The organism is Pelistega sp. MC2 (assembly GCF_900099475.1).
Lineage (GTDB): Bacteria > Pseudomonadota > Gammaproteobacteria > Burkholderiales > Burkholderiaceae_B > Taylorella > Taylorella indica.
The window spans coordinates 194910-212870 of sequence record NZ_LT628276.1; the positions used below are offsets into that span (position 1 = coordinate 194910).

At 40.9% G+C, this 17961-nt stretch carries 20 protein-coding genes; 8 read left to right on the forward strand and 12 right to left on the reverse strand.

All coding sequences use genetic code 11. The features are described from left to right. The first annotated feature begins 12 nt into the window (after nucleotides 1–12). The 4 genes from BQ4443_RS11235 to BQ4443_RS11250 all read left to right on the forward strand — a co-directional run bounded on the left by BQ4443_RS11235 (nucleotide 13) and on the right by BQ4443_RS11250 (nucleotide 2970). Nucleotides 13–348, forward strand: a complete 336-nt coding sequence (locus tag BQ4443_RS11235; RefSeq protein ID WP_218118052.1) for a T6SS effector amidase Tae4 family protein — start codon at nucleotides 13–15, stop codon at nucleotides 346–348. Beyond that, entirely contained in the window at nucleotides 345–716 is a 372-nt protein-coding gene (locus BQ4443_RS11240) for a hypothetical protein (RefSeq protein WP_023951266.1), read from the forward strand. Before BQ4443_RS11235 ends, BQ4443_RS11240 begins: the two co-directional genes overlap by 4 nt. Nucleotides 717–877: 161 nt before the next feature. After that, the gene (gene tnpB / locus BQ4443_RS11245) at nucleotides 878–1270 is read left to right on the forward strand and encodes an IS66 family insertion sequence element accessory protein TnpB (RefSeq protein WP_083331814.1); all 393 of its coding nucleotides are present in this window, start codon (nucleotides 878–880) and stop codon (nucleotides 1268–1270) included. A gap of 86 nt (nucleotides 1271–1356) precedes the next feature. Next, nucleotides 1357–2970 (forward strand): IS66 family transposase, encoded by a 1614-nt coding sequence (locus tag BQ4443_RS11250; protein WP_143000615.1) that lies wholly within the window; start codon nucleotides 1357–1359, stop codon nucleotides 2968–2970. 186 nt (nucleotides 2971–3156) lie between these two features. Here BQ4443_RS11250 and lipB read toward each other — a convergent pair whose 3' ends face one another. The 4 genes from lipB to BQ4443_RS11270 are packed head-to-tail and all read right to left on the reverse strand — an operon-like array spanning nucleotide 3157 to nucleotide 6415. Beyond that, nucleotides 3157–3792: a lipoyl(octanoyl) transferase LipB gene (gene lipB, locus BQ4443_RS11255; RefSeq protein ID WP_256331022.1), complete on the reverse strand. Its 636-nt coding sequence runs from the start codon at nucleotides 3790–3792 to the stop codon at nucleotides 3157–3159. 12 nt (nucleotides 3793–3804) lie between these two features. Further along, on the reverse strand, nucleotides 3805–4158 hold the full coding sequence (locus BQ4443_RS11260; protein ID WP_023951260.1) for a DUF493 family protein: 354 nt from the start codon (nucleotides 4156–4158) through the stop codon (nucleotides 3805–3807). Beyond that, nucleotides 4155–5033 (reverse strand): D-amino acid aminotransferase, encoded by an 879-nt coding sequence (locus BQ4443_RS11265; protein ID WP_071059154.1) that lies wholly within the window; start codon nucleotides 5031–5033, stop codon nucleotides 4155–4157. The genes BQ4443_RS11260 and BQ4443_RS11265 overlap by 4 nt, the downstream gene beginning before the upstream one ends. A 26-nt stretch (nucleotides 5034–5059) precedes the next feature. Continuing rightward, a complete protein-coding gene (locus tag BQ4443_RS11270) occupies nucleotides 5060–6415 on the reverse strand; it encodes a D-alanyl-D-alanine carboxypeptidase family protein (RefSeq protein WP_071059156.1) in 1356 nt (451 codons plus the stop codon). Nucleotides 6416–6541: 126 nt separating this feature from the next. Here BQ4443_RS11270 and BQ4443_RS12495 point away from each other — a divergent pair, with 126 nt between their 5' ends. Continuing rightward, nucleotides 6542–6718, forward strand: a complete 177-nt coding sequence (locus tag BQ4443_RS12495) for a hypothetical protein (protein WP_176752479.1) — start codon at nucleotides 6542–6544, stop codon at nucleotides 6716–6718. Beyond that, nucleotides 6718–7365 carry an alpha/beta hydrolase gene (locus tag BQ4443_RS11275; RefSeq protein ID WP_023951255.1) on the forward strand — a complete coding sequence of 216 codons (648 nt, stop codon included), beginning with the start codon at nucleotides 6718–6720 and terminating at the stop codon, nucleotides 7363–7365. The genes BQ4443_RS12495 and BQ4443_RS11275 overlap by 1 nt, the downstream gene beginning before the upstream one ends. Here BQ4443_RS11275 and BQ4443_RS11280 read toward each other — a convergent pair. Genes BQ4443_RS11280 through BQ4443_RS11300 form a run of 5 tightly spaced genes read right to left on the reverse strand, consistent with a single transcriptional unit; the run spans nucleotide 7338 to nucleotide 12081 of the window. Beyond that, complete coding sequence (locus tag BQ4443_RS11280) at nucleotides 7338–8186, reverse strand: type III pantothenate kinase (RefSeq protein ID WP_023951253.1); 849 nt, start codon at nucleotides 8184–8186, stop codon at nucleotides 7338–7340. The two genes, BQ4443_RS11275 and BQ4443_RS11280, sit on opposite strands and share 28 nt — an antisense overlap. An 11-nt stretch (nucleotides 8187–8197) precedes the next feature. Next, entirely contained in the window at nucleotides 8198–9076 is an 879-nt protein-coding gene (locus BQ4443_RS11285) for a biotin--[acetyl-CoA-carboxylase] ligase (protein WP_023951251.1), read from the reverse strand. A gap of 7 nt (nucleotides 9077–9083) precedes the next feature. Next, nucleotides 9084–10442 carry a 3-deoxy-D-manno-octulosonic acid transferase gene (locus tag BQ4443_RS11290; protein ID WP_023951249.1) on the reverse strand — a complete coding sequence of 453 codons (1359 nt, stop codon included), beginning with the start codon at nucleotides 10440–10442 and terminating at the stop codon, nucleotides 9084–9086. Then, entirely contained in the window at nucleotides 10442–11392 is a 951-nt protein-coding gene (gene waaC / locus BQ4443_RS11295) for a lipopolysaccharide heptosyltransferase I (RefSeq protein ID WP_023951248.1), read from the reverse strand. The genes BQ4443_RS11290 and waaC overlap by 1 nt, the downstream gene beginning before the upstream one ends. A gap of 44 nt (nucleotides 11393–11436) precedes the next feature. Continuing rightward, a complete protein-coding gene (locus BQ4443_RS11300) occupies nucleotides 11437–12081 on the reverse strand; it encodes a site-2 protease family protein (protein ID WP_023951246.1) in 645 nt (214 codons plus the stop codon). A 102-nt stretch (nucleotides 12082–12183) separates the two neighbouring features. Between BQ4443_RS11300 and BQ4443_RS11305 the strand changes: the two genes are divergently transcribed. Next, the gene (locus tag BQ4443_RS11305; RefSeq protein ID WP_023951244.1) at nucleotides 12184–12555 is read left to right on the forward strand and encodes a glycine zipper domain-containing protein; all 372 of its coding nucleotides are present in this window, start codon (nucleotides 12184–12186) and stop codon (nucleotides 12553–12555) included. Here the strand turns inward: BQ4443_RS11305 and BQ4443_RS11310 are convergent, their stop codons facing one another. From BQ4443_RS11310 to BQ4443_RS11320, 3 genes are read right to left on the reverse strand one after another with little or no spacing between them, the layout of a single operon-like run. Further along, nucleotides 12556–13446, reverse strand: a complete 891-nt coding sequence (locus BQ4443_RS11310; RefSeq protein ID WP_023951242.1) for a KPN_02809 family neutral zinc metallopeptidase — start codon at nucleotides 13444–13446, stop codon at nucleotides 12556–12558. It lies immediately after the preceding gene. 33 nt (nucleotides 13447–13479) lie between these two features. Next, the gene (locus tag BQ4443_RS11315; protein WP_023951240.1) at nucleotides 13480–14649 is read right to left on the reverse strand and encodes a patatin-like phospholipase family protein; all 1170 of its coding nucleotides are present in this window, start codon (nucleotides 14647–14649) and stop codon (nucleotides 13480–13482) included. Further along, nucleotides 14649–15449, reverse strand: a complete 801-nt coding sequence (locus BQ4443_RS11320) for a 3-hydroxybutyrate dehydrogenase (protein WP_023951238.1) — start codon at nucleotides 15447–15449, stop codon at nucleotides 14649–14651. The genes BQ4443_RS11315 and BQ4443_RS11320 overlap by 1 nt, the downstream gene beginning before the upstream one ends. Nucleotides 15450–15621: 172 nt before the next feature. On the opposite strand from BQ4443_RS11320, the gene acs reads away from it, so the two are divergent. Further along, nucleotides 15622–17586: an acetate--CoA ligase gene (gene acs / locus BQ4443_RS11325; protein ID WP_071059158.1), complete on the forward strand. Its 1965-nt coding sequence runs from the start codon at nucleotides 15622–15624 to the stop codon at nucleotides 17584–17586. Nucleotides 17587–17961 lie beyond the last annotated feature (375 nt).

A 17961-nucleotide genomic window follows, 5' to 3' on the forward strand; every position in this document is an offset into this window, starting at 1 on the left:
ATTAGCCATGTTTTGAATCAAACAGGATTTCAGATAACAAAAAAGCAGAATATTGCTATGAGTAGTGGTCGCGATGGGCAGTGGTATCTTTATCGAGTCGTAGGAACAATAGAATATTTTCAGAGTACTTTTGGTCGACCAGAGGTAATTATAAAAGGGGCTCCCAGTTACACCGATTTTAAAGATAAAAAAGGTATTCTTGTGGTTAAAGGAACAGGTTGGGGTGATGCTCAAGGTCATATTACTTTGTGGAATGGTACGAAGTGTTCAGACTCATGTCATTTAAGTGAAAGTCCTGACAATGGTAGTTTTGTTCCTGAAGAAGCATACTTATGGGAGTTACCATGAGTTTATTTAATTGTATTAAAAGTACGCTAATTGTCTGTGCTTTTTCTTTGTGCTTAAGTTTTGGAGCTATAGCTAATACGCACAATCTAGTCCCCCAAGACCTAGAATATTGGACAATTGCACGCTGTGCTGGTATGGTTAGCAAAGATGCGGGTCAGACAGCATTACAAGATGATTGGTATCTGACAGCATCAGCTTTATTAGAGCGACAGTCTTATGAAATTGAGGTCTATGAAGCGATTAATGAGTATTTAGTGGATTATTTAGCTAAATCAAATCTGATGAGTCATCAAGGCACTAAGATACGTAGCCTTGCTTGCATTAAGGTATTGGCTGAACCAACGTTTCGTAAATTACTTTTGCCTTAACTAATATCATACCGTAAGCGCGTAGACTTGCCTCGCCCCTCGCCATTCAATGATTTGCTCCAACATACTCGGCACAAATCTGGTAAGCGTCCGGTGAACACATGTATTCATTCCTGCTAAATTGCGCGACACTATGGTTTTGTGTATGTTAGGAGAAATCAATGCCGTCTTTAATGCGTATCGAGACCGCCCAACGAGTGGGAATTCAAGAGCAAGCGTCTAGCCTACTGGCACTAGATAAAATCATCCTGGTGAGTGAGGCGACAGATTTACGAGCAGGGATGGATACCTTGCGCACTAAGGCAATTCAGCGCTTTGGTCAGGTGGCACCTCACGAAGCCTATGTGTTTATGAATCGCACGCACACGCTTCTTAAATTACTCATGCACGATGCGATGGGGTCGTGGCTATGTGTTCGTCGACTACATGAAGGACGCTTTCACGGTGCAGGCTCACGGATGAATCCGGCACTGTCGGCAGAACAACTGCAGGCCTTAGCCTTGGGGCTGCCTTGGCATCGTTTAGGTGAAGCCGGTATCTATCGTTATTGTTAGTTTGATCGTGAGCTAAGTGGGGCGATCTTGTCAATTAGGTATTCTCGGTATCGCTTATTTTATCGGCATAAGGCATACTACGTCTTATGCCGAATTCTTTTGCTTTTCTTTCCTCTGATTTGTCCCAGTTAACTGCTGAGCAGTTGCGCGAACTCGTGCTGCAACAACAAGCCTTAATTGCTCAACAAGACGCATTGATTGTAAAAAAAGCAGCACAGGTGGAAGAAAAGGATCTGGCCTATCGTCGTGTTCTGAGCGCTTACGAACAAGTGAAGATGGAGTTGGCGATCTTAAGACGTATCAACTTTGCTAAACGTAGCGAACAGCTCCCTGACCTACAAGCGAAACTTTTTGAAGATGACGCCTATGAGGATCTGGCTGAGCTAGAAACGATGTTAGACAACATCGGTCAGCAATTAACGTCCATGAGTGGTCAAGAGCACACACCTCGCACACCGTCTCGTATGCGTTTGCCGGCGGAATTGCCCTCGGTGGATATTCATTATGCGTTGGAAAGCACGACCTGTGGTTGTGGTGCTGAGATGCGTCATCTTGGGGATGAGGTGAGTCAGAAACTGGATTATGTGCCCGGTACTTTTAGCGTGGAGAATCACATTCGTCCGAAATACGTGTGTGATTGTTGCAAGACCCTCAATCAAGCGCCGGTACCTCCTCACATCATTGATAAGGGGTTGGCAACGACCGGACTGCTGGCGACAGTACTGATCATGAAGTATGCTGACCATCTGCCGTTGCACCGTCAAGAAGCCATCTTTGAGCGCAGCGGTGTACGCATTGCCCGTTCTACGCTGGCGGATTGGGTAGGCACCTGTGGCGCACAGTTACAACCGCTCGTTGATGCTTTACGCCAAGAGGTGCTCTCGCATTCGGTATTGCATGCCGATGAGACACCCATCACTTACATGCACCATAAAAAGGGCAAAACGCAACGTGGTTATTTCTGGGTCTATGCCCCGGGTGCTTATGAGCAGATGAAAGCGGTGATTTATGACTTTAAGCCAGGTCGCTCAGGCGCTCATGCCCGCGAATTCTTAGGCGATTGGCGCGGTAGTCTGATGTGTGATGATTACGCCGGTTATAAAGCCCTCTTTGCCGATGAGCAAGTGATTGAGGGGGGATGTTGGGCGCATGCGCGTCGCAAATTCCACGATATTTACCAAGCCAACGGCAGCTCAGTGGCTGAACAGGCCTTACAACAAATCCAACGACTTTATCACTACGAGGCCGAGGCCAGGAACTTAAGTCCACCGGAGCGATTAGCCCATCGACAACGCCACATGGAGCCGGCACTTAAGCAATTAGAAAGGTGGTTGCGTAGTCAGTTTGAGCTGGTGCCGCCGAACTCGGCGATCGCCAAAGCCATTCGTTACAGCCTGAACAATTGGCTTGCCTTGACGCGCCTCTTGGAAGACGCTCAACTGCCGATGGATAATAATGCGGTAGAGAATTTGATACGTCCACTCGCGATTGGTCGCAAGAATTGGCTCTTTGTAGGTTCAGAGAAAGCGGGTCGACGTGCGGCTGCGGTGATGTCGTTAATTCAATCGGCTAAGCTCAATGGCCATGACCCTTATGCTTACCTTAAGGATGTGTTGGAACGATTGCCGACACAGAAAGCGAAGGACATTACTGAGCTTCTGCCTCATCGTTGGCAAGCGCCAAACGACACCAAGAATTAACACAATGCCCCGACAAAATCGGGGCATTGAACGTTTAAAAACGGAAGTCAATCGGAGTTCACCGGACGCTTACCAAATCTGACACAGACAGGCATATCAGTTTGGGCTTGTTTAAGAATCACCATGACTTGGCTGTCGGTATATTGTGACATTTTCATTGAATTTCCTTGATAAGAAATTCTGCTTCTAATTGCTATGGTGTTGTGGAAGGATTAGCATTAATTTTTGTGTCAATACATCCGCTACCTCTTGCCACTCCGCTTGAATACCCATGGTTCTCATATCTACGGTTCGTAAACCAGCATAGCCACATGGATTGATACCATAAAAAGGAGACAAATCCATGGCGACATTTAGTGCTAACCCATGATAAGTGCAACCATTAGATACTTTAACACCTAAGGCGGCAATCTTAGCTAAATCACCCTCTGGCATAGGAACATATACACCAGGAGCCCCCTCTTTACGCTGAGCCGTCGTTATTCCAAACTGTGTTAATGTTTGAATAATCGCCTCTTCTAGCACATTAACGTATTCTCGTACAAATAAATGAGCTCGATGTAAATTTATTAAGGGATATAAAACAACCTGCCCTGGTCCATGATAGGTAACCTGACCACCACGATTAGTGCGAATAACGGGAATATTATTAGCGTTTAAGATATGCTCTGGCTTTCCTGCCTGGCCTAAGGTATAAACTGGCAGATGCTCCACCTGCCAGATTTGATCTTCCGTATCATCGTGACGTTGCTCAGTAAACCGTCGCATCTCCTCAAACAGAGGTTCATAAGCAGATAAGCCAGGGAAATGTTTAACTTGCACGGAAAGCACTCACTATAACACAATTTTTACGAGTTCATGTCCATGTAATTTCTGATAAATTGTATCTAACTGTTCACGTGAAACAGCTCGTACAATAAACGTTAACCCTGTGTAATTTCCTTTTGAACTCGGGCGTATTTCAATGGTTTCCCTATCAAACTCTGGATCATGCTCAAGTACTAACGCTGTCAACAAATCAATTAAATCTGGGTGCGTATGTGCCATTACTTTAATAGGAAAGTCAGAAGGATACTCAATTAAGGACTCTTCTGGTGGAATTTCTTTTAAAGCGAATGGGTTATTTACATCAACACCCTTGGTTAATTCTGCTAGTTGCTCTGCCGTTAGTGTTTTAATTGAACTCATAAAGCTGCCAATACCTCATCGTAAGCTTTTCGTAATTTTTGGAAAATTGGTCCAGGCACCCCTGCACCAACAGGTTTATTATCATATGTCGTAATAGCGACTACTTCTCTCATCGCTGCGGTCAACAACAATTCATCTGCCTGCTCTACTTCTGACTGAGTAATGTCTCTTTCTTCAAAAGGCACGCCTACTTTTTGCGCTAACTCTTGAAGCAAACTATAACGGATACCCTCTAAAATTCTGTTATCTCGTTTTGGCGCACACAACACACCGTTTTTCACTAACCAGATATTTGCTGAGGCACCTTCTGTCATTAAACCATCTCTAAACTGTACCACATCCTGTACACCATGAGAAACAGCATATTGCTTCGCCAATACATTACCCAATAAAGAAATCGATTTAATATCACAATGTAACCAACGCTGGTCTAAAAAACTCAACGCTTTGATACCTACCTTGCGTTCTTCTTCTGTTAAGCGCTTAAACGGCGATGTCATGGCAAAAATGGTCGGTGTTACCTCAGGATTAGGGAACGGATGATCACGTTTTGCTACACCACGAGTTACCTGTAGGTACACATAATTATCGTCCCAAGCTGACTCAGCAATCATATCTGACATCAGTTTTTCCCAAAAAGCCGCATCTTTACCTGTATGGATTTCAATTTTATCTAAACTACGCATTAAACGAGCAACATGCTCTTTTAGGCGAAATGGCTTACGGTTATAACCAGGTACGACTTCATAAACACCGTCACCAAAAATAAAACCTCGGTCAAGCACTGAAATCTTGGCTTGACTCAATGGTAAAAACTCACCATTTAGATAAACGTTACTATCTTGAGTAATACCTTGTATAAAAAAATCGTTCATTTTATGCTACTTAAATTTTTTTAACCTTAAAACATCTTAGCAAGTTTATCCCACATACGTCCAAAGAAACCTGCTTGCTCAACATCATTAAGTGCGACTAAGGTATCTTGTTTTAATACCTTACCATTAAGAATAAATTGCACTGTCCCAACAGTATCACCTTTTTTAATTGGGGCAACTAACTCTCGACTTAATTGCGTAAGCATCTGCACATTTTGCTCTTGACCACGTGGCAATGTCACCGCAACACCCTGCTTAGCACCTAAGTTAACAGTTTTCTCCTTGCCTTCATACACTCTAGGACTAACAACAGGAAGACCTGCTGGAGCAACAACATGGTTAGTGAAGTTCATATATGCCCAGTCAAGTAATTGTTGGCTGATTCGCTCTCTTTCACGCATACTTTTTGTGCCCATAACAATAGTAAGAACTCGACGTCCATCGCGTAATGCTGTAGAAATCAAGCAATAGCCAGCATCATCTGTATGTCCAGTTTTTAGACCATCTACACCGATATTTTTACTCAACAAACCATTACGGTTTGGTTGGCGAATTTTGTTATAAGTAAATTCCTGTTGGCTGAAATAGTGAAAATACTTGGGATGATCTTTAATAATATGTTGCGCCAATAGCGACAAATCACGCACAGTTGTGTAAGTTTGTGGAGAAGGTAAACCAGTTGGGTCAGCAAAACTAGAATTAACCATACCAAAGGCTTTAGCCTCTTTATTCATTTTCTCAACAAACGCTTCAACGCTACCTCCTACGACTTCTGCCAATTGGATAGTTGCATCGTTACCTGACTGTACAATCATACCTTGTAACAAATCACTAATAGCCACCTGCGTGTCTACTTTAATAAATGTACGTGAACCACCTGTTTTCCAAGCACGCTCAGAGACTACAACTTGTTGATCCAGATTGAATTGTTGATTATCTAATGCCGTAAAAGTCAAACTAGCCGTCAATAACTTAGTCAACGAGGCAGGTGCTAATTTCTCGTCCGCATTATGCTGGGCGATAATTTGACCACTATCCACATCTAATACCATCCACGCTGAAGAATCTACTGTTGGTACAGCCACATTAGAGAAACTTTGTACGGTTGGTGTTTGTGGTGTCGTCGGCACGATTGATGATGTCACTTTAAGCCCATCATTAGCCATTGCAACAGTAGTTCCTGTTTGTGTGTTGTTGGTATTAGCTAATGGCTGAGTCACTGTAGTGGCATTAGAAATCTGCCCGCTATTACTACCTTGAGCTTGGGATGCTTGTTTGTCTGATAAATAATTAAATACAGCATATCCACCACCTAAGATAAGGACAAGCAGTAAAAGAATCAAGGGTAATTTATTTTTTTTGGGTTTGTTAGAAGTAAACATATGCTAGTAAAGAAAGAAATAAGCAATTTCAGTATTATAGTGCGTCTTATTAATGATGTTCATCAAGTTATTAATATTTTACAAACTGTTTAGCTTTTTACCTTGTACAATAATAAAAAAGAATTATTGGAAGTTATTAACGTGATTAAATTTTTACTTAGCCTTATTCTTCTCAATGTTATCTTGTATGGATTAGGTGCTAATTGGTTTGGTTTTACGCCGAGTGAAACAAAGATTACACAAAATAATCGCTTACCGATTGAATATAGACCTCAAAACATTCAACTGATTAAAGATAAATAATGCGTACTGAAACGATTTTTTTTGATGGAAAAGCTGGTTCAATTGAATGCGCTATTGATTGGCCAGATGCTGATACTCCTATCAAGGGGTGGGCTCTATGTCTTCACCCTCATCCTCTATTTGACGGCACAAACACCAATAAAGTAGTGACTACATTAGCAAGAGCTTGTGTTGCTCATGGTTTAGTCGCTTTTCGTCCAAATTTTCGTGGTGTAGGCAAATCTGAGGGGCAATTTGATAAAGCTCATGGTGAAACCTTAGATATGCTTACTATGGTTCAACAAATTCAACAAAAATATCCTGATATCTTTATCCAGCCATGGGTCTTAGGTGGTTTTTCCTTTGGAAGCGCTGTAGCGGCTCAACTTCACGCTGAAATTGAAGATGCTGGTTTATTGTTACCAACACAACTGATTTTATTAGGGACTGGCGTATGGCGATTTAGCTATCGTGACACAAAATTACCTAGTAACGCATTATTGGTTCATGGGGAAAAAGATGATGTTATTCCTCTAACAGATACTTATCGTTGGCTAGAAAACAAGGAAGTTCCTATAACTATCATACCTGCAGCAGGGCATTTCTTCCACGGAAAGCTCGTTATGCTCAAGAATATTATTCAAGAAAAATTACGACTCGCAATATAAGCCATGAGCCCATCTAAGACAGGTGCCTCTAGTTCAATCACTTTTGGAATATCAGCTTGATTTGAAAACACTGATTGGATTTCGGTAATGACACTGTTTCTTGCTCCACCACTTATATAAAGTAGGGGCAAACAATGAAATTGTTGTATAGTTTGAATCTGCCTTAACACGGCACCTGCTTGCGCTCTCACGATACCCGTTTCAATTGCTTCTTGTGTATTTCTAGGAAAAATATCCTTAGAGATTACTAGATCATGAACATCTGGTAATTGTGCTGTTCCATGATATAAGCTCTTTTGCATCAACCGCACACCAGGCAGAATTACTCCTCCCAGATAGTCATTACCAACCACAGCATCTATAGTCGTTGCAGTACCAAAACTAATGTATAGAAAAGCTGTTTTATCATTTGCTACCATCTGTTGATACATACTCGAATAATGTTGATAGGCTCCTAAAACGCCATACCATCTATCTACACCCAATTGCTGAACATCATAATGATTATTTAAATATAAACTACTTTTCTCAACTCTTAACCACTCTATTGATCGATTAAAAACCTTGATACACATTTCGTCTAGATTAGTACGCAAGGATAAAGAGGCAACGGAAATAGCAAAGATACCCAGTGCTCTGCCAAACACACGTTGCAACTTTTTTAACTCTCGCTCAAAAAGATGATATTGATCATTATTCAGCACAAATTCATCTACATAATTTTCTGTATCTAGGCCTTGTACTGTCACTCGTAACACACGGCATTTTATACGTGAATTGCCACTATCAATGAGTAGTACAAACGCTTTACTCTGTTGCATATTTATTTGCCTCAGCCTTGTGTTTCATGGGCTCTGACGGTAATATCTCCCGTCAACAATGGAAATATTTGCCCATTACTCATTTCTATTAACAAATGCGCCTCGTGATTCAAACCTCTTGCAATACCCTGCATAATAAACTTATCATCTTGCCAAACATCAATGACTCGCCCAGCTAATGCATCTAATTTAGCATGACGCGCTACAAATGGATCAAACCCTTCTTTTTCATATTGCTGAAATGCCTCTTGCCATGCCCTAGCAATACGTGCCACTAACATGGCAATTGACTGATTAATTTCAGTGTCATTTTTATGCATATCTTGAATAACAGAAGTCCAATCTGCTACTTTACGTCCCAAGGAGACACTTAATTCTTTGGCATGCAATAAATTCATTCCCATGCCTACCACTACAACACGATGATTATGCGTTTGCCTTGCAATGCTCGGTCTAATCGTTTCAACCAACAATCCAGATAATTTAGCCTCTTGATACTGGATATCATTAGGCCATTTCATCGTTAATCTAGATTGAAATTTTTCCCCTACTGTTTTACGTAACTCTTCACATGCAACAATGCCGGCGATGGGTGCTAACATCGGCAATTTATTATCGGGCAAAAAAACATCATAGGCACAAGAAAACATTAATGTTGCCCCTGCCTCACCAGCCCATTTTCTCCCTAATCTACCTTTACCAGAAGACTGGTAATGAGCACCGACTAACGCTGGACGAAAGCTTTCTTGATCCTCATCTTTAGCAGCTTGTAATAAAAAAATATTCGTTGAGTTAATTTGGCTTAACCACTCAACACTGGCAAATTCAACTAAGCTTTGACGCAAACTTTCTTGCATCAACTCTGGACTAGGTAGAAAGACTGTATTCATTTATTATTTAATTTAAATAAGCGTGTAATATAGAGTAAAGGCGTTGACTAACACCTTGATGCAGGGTAAGCCATTGTTTACCTGCCTTCCCCATTTGTTTTCTTTGTTCATCATCATTTAATAAAGCATTCGCTAACAACAATGCATTATGCTCACTATCTGTTCTACGTGCAGCACCCTCTATAAGTGCATCATTAACTGCTTTCTCAAAATTCTTTGTATGTGGTCCTACAATAACAGGTACGCCAACGGCACATGCCTCAATATGATTTTGACCTCCAAAATCACCAAAACTCCCTCCAATAATAGCTACATCAGCCAAACCATAATAATAAAACATCTCGCCTAAAGAATCCCCAAACAAAACATCTGCTTGTCGTATATCTTTGTCAGAAGGATTATCTGTTCGTCTAACATAAGTCAATGATGATTTTTTAAGGATTTCTTCCACTTGTGCAAAGCGTTGTGGGTGTCGAGGAATGATGACATACAGTGGAAGCAATTGCTTGTCAGCCTCGTTTGTTACATTTGCATTAGCCGCCTTAAGCTGGCTAATTCCCTGAATAAACACTTGCTCTTCACCCTCTCTGGTGCTGGCAATGACGACAACATGCCGATTTATACTTTGCCTTAACATAGCACCCAAATCGACTTGTTGCATAGAAATATCTACGTCAAATTTCAAATTTCCTATAACTTTTGGCATAGGTAAACCAATAGACTCTAAGCGTTCAGCATCTTGCTGGGTTTGAGCCAAAATAAGACTTAACTTTTTATAAGCCTCTAATAATACTCCTCCAAGAAGCTTAACCTGCTTGGCGGAACTTTCAGAAAAACGAGCACTCGCAAGAATCATTGGTATTTTTTGACATGCAGCAGATAGTACCATATTTGGCCATACCTCTCGCTCAATGAGGATGCCACAACGTGGCATCCAATGTGTCAAAAAACCATCTACAGCTTCTGGTAGATCATAAGGCATCCACGCCTGTACCAACCGACCCTCACCAATATCTTCTGAGAATTGACGCGCACCTTGTGCTCGACCTGTGCTTGTCGTGTGTGTTAATAAAACAGGATGTCCTTGATCTAACAAAATACGGACAAATGGTTGTGCTGCCCTTGTTTCACCTAGGCTAACCGCATGTACCCAGATAGGATTTTTGAATTCAAATTGATGTCCACGTACGTCAAAATCACTTTGCTCTGAGACTGGTTTAATATTTTCCTTTTTAGGATAAATACCGAACCTTTCATTACCACGAATATCCCATAAACCTCCCGCTTTCTTCGCTTTCTTCTCTAGGATGTTTAGAATAATCGGCTTTGCTAGCCTCAATAAAAGTGTATATAAAAACTGATTCATTAAGAAAGAGCCTGTTCTATTTTACTAATGACCATATCACGATTAGGTGGCACACCTCTGTCGCCCAAACTTGCTGTAAAACCACTGCCTACTAATGGCGTACGAATAGGTGTAGATGCAGAATAAATACCAATAGTGTCACGTCCCAATGCCGCCGACAAATGTGTTAATCCACTATCCAACCCTACCATGATACGCGCTGGTGCTAAAACTTTTGCTACGTCTGTTAGACTCATTCTTGGTAGCACTTCTGCATTTGGATAGCCATTAATTAAAGCCTGAGCTCGTTGACTTTCTTTTTCATTGCCCGCCAACAATTTTAGACGCAAACCTTTTTGACTTAGTACATCAAACACAGCATGCCAGTTATCCTCTGGCCATAACTTATCATCCCGACTTGCTGATGGCATAATCACCGCATAATCTTGAGTTTCTACACCGTCAGTAAATCTTTGTAAACCAAAATCAGGGGGGCCATCATAGTGATAACCAAATACTAAACTTGCTAAATCTCGTTGGCGTTTAACAGCCGGTTGCCAAAAATCAATCTTATGTTTTATATCATAAAATAAAGAAGCAAACGATTCTCTAGCTGACGACCAGTCTAATCCATGTTTTTTCCCTTTGGCATGCCGCACTACCCACGCTGACTTCATTAATGCTTGCATATCTAGCACAATATCGTATTGTGTGTTAGCCAGTTCTTTTTTAAACAATTGCCGTGCCCGTCTATTTTCTGCTGACCACCATGACTTGCGCCATTTTCGATGCGCAATCGGAATCACAGTATGTATTGCTGGATGCCACTGTGGGATTTCCTTAAAAACATCCTCGACTACCCAATCAATCTCCGCATCAGGAACGTGTTTGGCAATATCTGAAATAGCTGGCAACATAAAAATCAAGTCACCTAACGAAGATGATCGTACAATCAAAATTTTAGTAGTCATCAACAATAATCCTACAATTTAATAAGCCCACTATTTTAACGAAATTAAAGTCCTACCAACCCTAATAAGAGCTGAGCCATTAGATTGACTCCTGCAACAAGAAATCGATTAATGCCACCGAATACTAGCAAAGCCACTACAATCATCATGCCATAAGGCTCAATTTTGGCGTAAGACATGGATAAGCGTGTTGGTAGCAACCCTTCTAAAATTCGTCCCCCATCCAAAGGTAATATGGGTATCAAATTAAAGAGCATTAATATAATATTAATCTTAATACCAAATAAAGCCATATGGATAAGTACATCAGAAGAGATCTCAGCACTCACCCAAACTTTCAAGACAATAGCCCAAAGAGTTGCCATCACTAAATTAGCTAATGGCCCTGCTAATGCAACATAAATCATATCTTGCTTAGGGCGTCGTAAATTACCGATAGACACAGGAACAGGCTTTGCCCAACCGAAGATAAAACCAGATCCCATTAAAATCAGTACACCTGGTAGTACTACAGTACCTATTAGGTCTATATGATTAATAGGATTTAAACTCACCCTTCCCAGTACATAAGCCGTATTATCACCAAAATATCTTGCAGCATAACCATGCGATGCCTCATGCAAGGTAATCGCAAACAATAGTGGCGGAATATACACACTAAAATAATAAAGAATCTGGTCTAGTGACATATTGAAATGTTAAGTAATGGAAAAACAAACACAAACATTGTAACTTATTGGTATTAATAGCATTATAAAATGATATTGAATTACTTCTAAAGGCAAACAAACATGAAAAAGGTTACTCTTTCAGTCATAAACATTAGCTTAATCATGACGCTCACCGCTTGTGCTGGTTCTAGCTATCGCCCCATCGTAGATACTTATGGTCAAGATATGAGTCGCTATGAAGAAGACTTACGTCAATGTCAAGAACTCGCTAAACAGGTAGACACTGCTGGCACTACGATAGCTAGTGCGGGTATTAGTGCTGCTATTGGTGCCGCCATCGGTGCTATTGTCGGCAATAGCAGTACTGTTGGGCAAGGTGCGGCTATCGGTGCGATTACTGGGGGTACCTCCGGAGGATTAAGTGGCAATGAGAAACAAAAACATATTATTCAACAATGCCTATCCAACCGAGGTTACAGAGTAGTTGGCTAATTACGATTTCAACGTATCACACTGATGAACATCTCCTGATTTCAAACCACGTGTAAACCAGTTCACCCTTTGTGCAGAAGTTCCGTGGGTAAATGAATCAGGAACAGCGTAGCCTTGTTGGCTTTTCTGGATTCTATCATCCCCAACAGCTTCAGCTGCAGTCATCGCCTCTTCAATATCACCTGACTCAATCACATTACCCGATTGTGCCAACGCATTAGCCCAGATACCCGCAAAACAATCTGCCTGTAACTCTGATAATACGGAAATCATGTTAGCTTGACGAGAATTAGAACGTTTTGCTTGCTCTAATTGATTGAGAATACCTAATTGATTTTGCACATGGTGACCAATCTCATGTGCAATCACATAACCTTGTGCAAAATCACCTTTGACGCCTAAACGACGACCTGTATCACGGAAAAAGGATAAATCCAAATAAACTTTTTGGTCTGCTGGACAGTAGAATGGTCCCATCTGTGCCTGACCAACACCACAACCACTACGTGTAGCTCCACTATAGAGCACTAGTTTCGGTTTTGGGTATGTCCCCCAGCCATTCTGTTGAAAAATCTTTGTCCAAACAGCTTCTGTCGTCCCTAATACTTTAGACACAAACTGCCCTTCAGCATCCGTCATTTCCTGACCTACCGTACCTGATGTCTCATATTGAGCCGAATAGCCTGAGTCACCTGTCATCTGGCTTAAGATATCACCACCACCAATAATAGACATGGGATTAATACCTAAAAAGTACCATGCGGCAAGTGCCAACACTATAGTACCTAGGCCTAATTTTCGTCCACCACCAAAAGAGGGACGCCCACCACCCATTGAGGAGTTACGTCTATCCTCAATATTTCTACTCTGTTGCCAATCATCTAAGCGCATTTTGGGTTCCTTATCAAATTACGTTGCAGTAGTTTACTCTGAAAGCGTATTTTCTACTATATGGTGGGTGTCATGCGAAGTAAAAATCTCTTCATCAGTAGGGAAATCCATCAGCTCTGGATGATCAAATACTTTCTGAATATCTTCCAAACCACTTTCCCAACGCATACGCATTGTTGCTTCACTAAATTGAAATTCTTTATTATTGACTTCGTAAGATTTATTACGATAAATCAATTGCACGACATTCGTTTTTTTAATATCCGCCATCGCTAATGCCGTTTTATAAACACGCGATTTACGATGCTCCTCCGGAATATCTTTTAAGAGTTCAGCCAGCAAATGGGCTATTTTTTGCTTGTATTTCCACTGATTTGTTGCAAAACGAGTTCGACTGGAGTAACGAATCTCCTGTTCCCTATTCGCAACCATCCAAAGATTTCGTGGCACTTCACCTCTGGCACTCCATAAATCCACTTGAAATACTAGATGATTACGCTTCTTGCTTTCATTCAAAACATAATCCAGAGGCGTATTAGAAACTACGCCACCATCCCAATAAAACTCACCATTAATTTCTACGGGAGCAAAAGCAGGAGGTAGTGCACCAGAAGCCATAAAATGCTCAGGCTTTAACTCTTCTTTTCGATTATCAAAATAAACAAAATTACCCGTTCTTACCTGTACAGCACCAACCGCTATATGAATTTTTGAGTGTTTGCTGTTAATCCGGTCAAAATCACAATAATCAAGTAATGTCTGTTTTAAATCAGATGTATCGTAAAAACTTACTGTTTCAGGGGAGCTGTCTAACCAAGCAAGTTGATCCCATCGGCGGGGCTTAAAAAAACCTTTTTGCCCCTCCATCAACGCCCCCAAACCACCAAGATGCGAATATCCCCAACGACTTAAATTATTGTTATTTAATAAAGCATTTCCCTCTAACCAAGGTAGTAAAGACCAGCCCTTGTAAGGAGTACAGATCCTATCCCAGAATTTTCTGAGTTGTTCAATGCGAGTTTCTGGCGGATTTCCTGCAATAATTGCAGCATTTAATGCTCCAATTGAAATACCCGCAATAAAATCAGGCTGAATATTTTGTGCACTCAGCCCTTCGAAAACGCCAGCCTGATAGGAACCTAAAGCACCCCCACCCTGAAGAACGAGAGCAATACTATCATAATCTTTTAAACGACTCTGCATTAGTGAACATACCACCCGTGACTAACGACAACAGATTGTCCTGTTAATGCTTTGTTAGGGAATGCAGCAAGGAATAAGGCTGTTTGAGCAATATCCTGAGCAGTCGTAAACTCACCATCAACAGTGTCACCCAACATTACTTTTTTCACTACATCTTCTTCACTAATATTCAATTCTTTTGCTTGCTCAGCAATTTGTTTCTCAACCAAAGGAGTTTTTACAAAACCAGGGCAAATAACATGAGAGCGTACATTGTGAGGAGCCCCCTCTTTAGCCAATGTTCGTGCTAATCCTAATAAACCGTGTTTGGCGGTAACATATGGTGCTTTTAATTTAGAAGCTAAATGTGAATGTACAGAGCCCATATAAATAACAACACCACCTTTATCATCTTTATACATATGCTCAAGAGCCGCTTTAGTTGTAAGAAATGCACCGTCTAGGTGAATAGCTAACATTTTTTTCCATTTAGCAAATTCAAACTTATGAATAGGGTCAATAATCTGAACGCCTGCATTAGATACTAAAATATCAATACCACCAAATTCAGCAACTAAATCAGCTACTCCTTTATTTACTTGGTCCTCATCTGCCACATCCATAGCTAAACCAATCGCCTTACCACCAGCTTCTCGAATCTGTGCAGCTACTGCATTCGCACCCTCAATATTCAAATCAGCCACACCTACCGCTGCACCCGCTTTAGCATATGTTTCAGCAATTTCTTTTCCTAAGCCACTAGCGGCACCTGTTACTAAAGCGACTTTTCCTTTTAAAGATGTTTGTATTTCTGTTGTCATTGTTATTCTCCAACGGTTAAATTTACTCCTATAATCATACTCTTTTCTACGAAATATGTGCTATCTACTTTGCAGAAATTAGCGTTTTTACTCATTTACCTCAAGCCATAAACTTTGCACAATAGACAATAGAAATAAAGACAATTGATTCAAGAAATTAAAGGAGTGCTTTATGTCAGCTATTGAGACTGTCTTAAAAGAGGATCGTGTTTTCCCTCCAAGCGAAGAATTTGTTAAACAGGCAAATATCAGTGGAATGGAAGCGTACAAGGCATTATGTGCAAAAGCAGAACAAGATTACGAAGGTTTTTGGCGCGACCTAGCCAATGAACATATTTCTTGGCACAAGCCTTTTACTCAAGTACTAGACGAAAGCAAAGCTCCTTTCTTTAAATGGTTCGCAGATGGCGAACTAAACATTTCTTATAACTGCATTGATCGCCACCTCAAAGATAAAGCCGATAAAACCGCTATTATTTTTGAAAAGGATGACGGCACAAGTGAAAAAATAACCTACCAACAGCTACACGATAAGGTTTGCGAATTTGCCAATGCCCTAAAAAGCTTAGATGTTCAAAAAGGGGATCGTGTAATTATCTATATGCCTATGATTACCGAGGCAGTTATCGCTATGCAAGCTTGCGCACGTATTGGCGCAATTCACTCTGTTGTATTCGGTGGTTTCTCTGCTGGCGCAGTAAAAGACCGTATTAAAGATGCGGCAGCCAAAGTTATTATTACAGCCAATGAGAGTGTTCGTGGTGGCAAGCGTACACCATTAAAAGCAACTGTAGACGAAGCTCTTGCTAATGGTGATTGTCCGTCCATTGAAAAAGTTATTGTATTCAAACGCACAGATACTGAGGTAGCATGGACCGACAATCGTGATGTATGGTGGCATGACATTATTAAAGGACAAAGTACTGTGTGCGAGCCAGAAGTAATGAATGCTGAGGATACTCTCTTTATCCTTTACACTTCTGGTTCTACAGGTAAACCCAAAGGTGTAGAGCACCATATTGGTGGTTATCTACTTGGTGCCATTCTATCTATGAATTGGGTTTTTGACTACAAACCAAGCGATGTCTATTGGTGTACTGCTGATGTGGGTTGGATTACTGGTCATACCTATATTTGTTATGGTCCTCTAGCGGTAGGAGCAACACAAATTGTATTTGAAGGTGTGCCCACTTATCCTGATGCCTCTCGTTTTTGGCAAATGATTGAAAAACACAAAGTAACCACATTCTACACAGCGCCTACCGCCATTCGTTCACTAATTAAATTAGGGGCTGACTTACCTGAAAAATTTGATTTATCTTCTCTACGGTTATTAGGCTCTGTAGGTGAGCCTATCAATCCTGAAGCATGGATGTGGTATTACGAAAAAGTGGGAGGTTCTCGTTGCCCTATCGTAGATACATGGTGGCAAACAGAAACTGGCTCTAATATGATTGCTCCTATCCCTGGTGCATTCCCTACCAAACCAGGCTCTTGCACGTTACCATTACCGGGCATTATGGTCGATATCGTCGATGAAACGGGTAATTCTGTACCAAATGGTCAAGGAGGCTCATTGGTCATTCGCCGTGCATTCCCATCGCTATTACGCACAGTCTATAACGATGACAATCGATTTGTATCAACCTACTTCCCTGAAGAGTTTGGTCATAAACTATACTTAGCAGGTGACTCGGCAGCACGTGATGAAGATGGCTATATTCGCATCATGGGGCGTATTGACGATGTCCTTAATGTTTCAGGTCACCGCCTAGGCACAATGGAAATTGAATCTGCCCTTGTAGCTCATCCGCTAGTTGCTGAAGCCGCTGTGGTAGGCAAGCCGCATGATATAAAAGGTGAAGCTGTCGTTGCTTTTGTGATGTTAAAAGGTGATCGCCCTGTCGGTGAAGAGGCTCAAAAAATAGCGGCTGAACTAAAAGCATGGGTAGCAAAAGAAATTGGTAAAATTGCTCAACCCGATGATATTCGTTTTGGTGAAAATCTACCAAAAACTCGCTCGGGTAAAATTATGCGCCGATTATTACGTTCTTTAGCTAAAGGGGAAGAAGTGACTCAAGATACCTCTACTCTCGAAAACCCACAAGTAATGGAGCAACTTAGTCAGAGTATATAGAGATAATAAAGCACCCTCATAATACCGGTAGATTGGAACAGTCATATTCCTCTAGGTCATTCTTTATAGTTTATTGGATAGGTTTTTTTACGAAACCTATCCTTTTTATACGACTGGTTAGACATATCCATATATTCTTCATGTTGATTTAATTACCTCTGATACATAGTCAACTCATTTTCTTAAACTAACGCTACCTATATTAGCCATAGCAATGTGTAACTATTACCACTAACTGAGATAATTTCATTCTATTTTCTCATTGCTACCTTATTTTTTACCCTATACGTTTTATTTTATCCTATATGTTTTTTTATGAATTAAATTCATATTTAATTTAAAAAATATCATTTTACTTCATAAATATAGTAGATT

Coding starts and splice junctions, on each gene's coding strand:
- BQ4443_RS11250 (WP_143000615.1), top strand. CDS start 1,357: ATGCCGAATTCTTTTGCTTTTCTTTCCTCTGATTTGTCCCAGTTAACT.
- tnpB (WP_083331814.1), top strand. CDS start 878: ATGCCGTCTTTAATGCGTATCGAGACCGCCCAACGAGTGGGAATTCAA.
- BQ4443_RS11320 (WP_023951238.1), bottom strand. CDS start 15,449: ATGACAACAGAAATACAAACATCTTTAAAAGGAAAAGTCGCTTTAGTA.
- BQ4443_RS11240 (WP_023951266.1), top strand. CDS start 345: ATGAGTTTATTTAATTGTATTAAAAGTACGCTAATTGTCTGTGCTTTT.
- waaC (WP_023951248.1), bottom strand. CDS start 11,392: ATGACTACTAAAATTTTGATTGTACGATCATCTTCGTTAGGTGACTTG.
- BQ4443_RS11315 (WP_023951240.1), bottom strand. CDS start 14,649: ATGCAGAGTCGTTTAAAAGATTATGATAGTATTGCTCTCGTTCTTCAG.
- BQ4443_RS11310 (WP_023951242.1), bottom strand. CDS start 13,446: ATGCGCTTAGATGATTGGCAACAGAGTAGAAATATTGAGGATAGACGT.
- BQ4443_RS11285 (WP_023951251.1), bottom strand. CDS start 9,076: ATGAATACAGTCTTTCTACCTAGTCCAGAGTTGATGCAAGAAAGTTTG.
- BQ4443_RS11260 (WP_023951260.1), bottom strand. CDS start 4,158: ATGAGTTCAATTAAAACACTAACGGCAGAGCAACTAGCAGAATTAACC.
- BQ4443_RS11290 (WP_023951249.1), bottom strand. CDS start 10,442: ATGAATCAGTTTTTATATACACTTTTATTGAGGCTAGCAAAGCCGATT.
- BQ4443_RS11270 (WP_071059156.1), bottom strand. CDS start 6,415: ATGTTTACTTCTAACAAACCCAAAAAAAATAAATTACCCTTGATTCTT.
- BQ4443_RS11275 (WP_023951255.1), top strand. CDS start 6,718: ATGCGTACTGAAACGATTTTTTTTGATGGAAAAGCTGGTTCAATTGAA.
- BQ4443_RS11305 (WP_023951244.1), top strand. CDS start 12,184: ATGAAAAAGGTTACTCTTTCAGTCATAAACATTAGCTTAATCATGACG.
- BQ4443_RS11265 (WP_071059154.1), bottom strand. CDS start 5,033: ATGAACGATTTTTTTATACAAGGTATTACTCAAGATAGTAACGTTTAT.
- acs (WP_071059158.1), top strand. CDS start 15,622: ATGTCAGCTATTGAGACTGTCTTAAAAGAGGATCGTGTTTTCCCTCCA.
- BQ4443_RS11300 (WP_023951246.1), bottom strand. CDS start 12,081: ATGTCACTAGACCAGATTCTTTATTATTTTAGTGTGTATATTCCGCCA.
- BQ4443_RS11280 (WP_023951253.1), bottom strand. CDS start 8,186: ATGCAACAGAGTAAAGCGTTTGTACTACTCATTGATAGTGGCAATTCA.